This is a genomic window from Bacillus sp. SIMBA_005 (genome assembly GCF_046535585.1).
GTDB lineage: Bacteria > Bacillota > Bacilli > Bacillales > Bacillaceae > Bacillus > Bacillus pumilus.
In genome coordinates this window covers 1-244 of the sequence record NZ_JAWRWI010000994.1, presented here as the reverse complement: position 1 = coordinate 244, position 244 = coordinate 1, and the positions used below count along the sequence as shown (strand labels likewise).

Annotated in this window: 1 protein-coding gene; it reads left to right on the top strand. The window is 67.2% G+C overall.

Annotated features, from left to right (window positions below; translation table 11 throughout):
• Window positions 1-244, top strand: a 244-nt coding sequence (locus tag SB660_RS23075) for a DinB/UmuC family translesion DNA polymerase (protein ID WP_410584869.1), incomplete at both ends; no start/stop codon positions are given.

Sequence of the window (244 nt, the reverse complement as noted above, 5' to 3'; positions counted from 1 at the left end):
GCCGCGAAGGATCAGCTGATCTATTCGCGATCGTTCTCGAGCAAGATCACCGATGCGGATGATCTCGCCCAGGTCATCAGCCTGTACGCACAGCGCGTGAGCGCCCGCCTGCGGGCTCAGAAGTCCCTCGCCGGGCATCTGAGCGCGTGGGCGTCGACGGGCTGGGCAGACGAGCGCTCTGTGGCGCACACGGCCCACGTGGCCGTGCCGCTGGCGACACCGAGCGATGACCCGATCGTGCTCA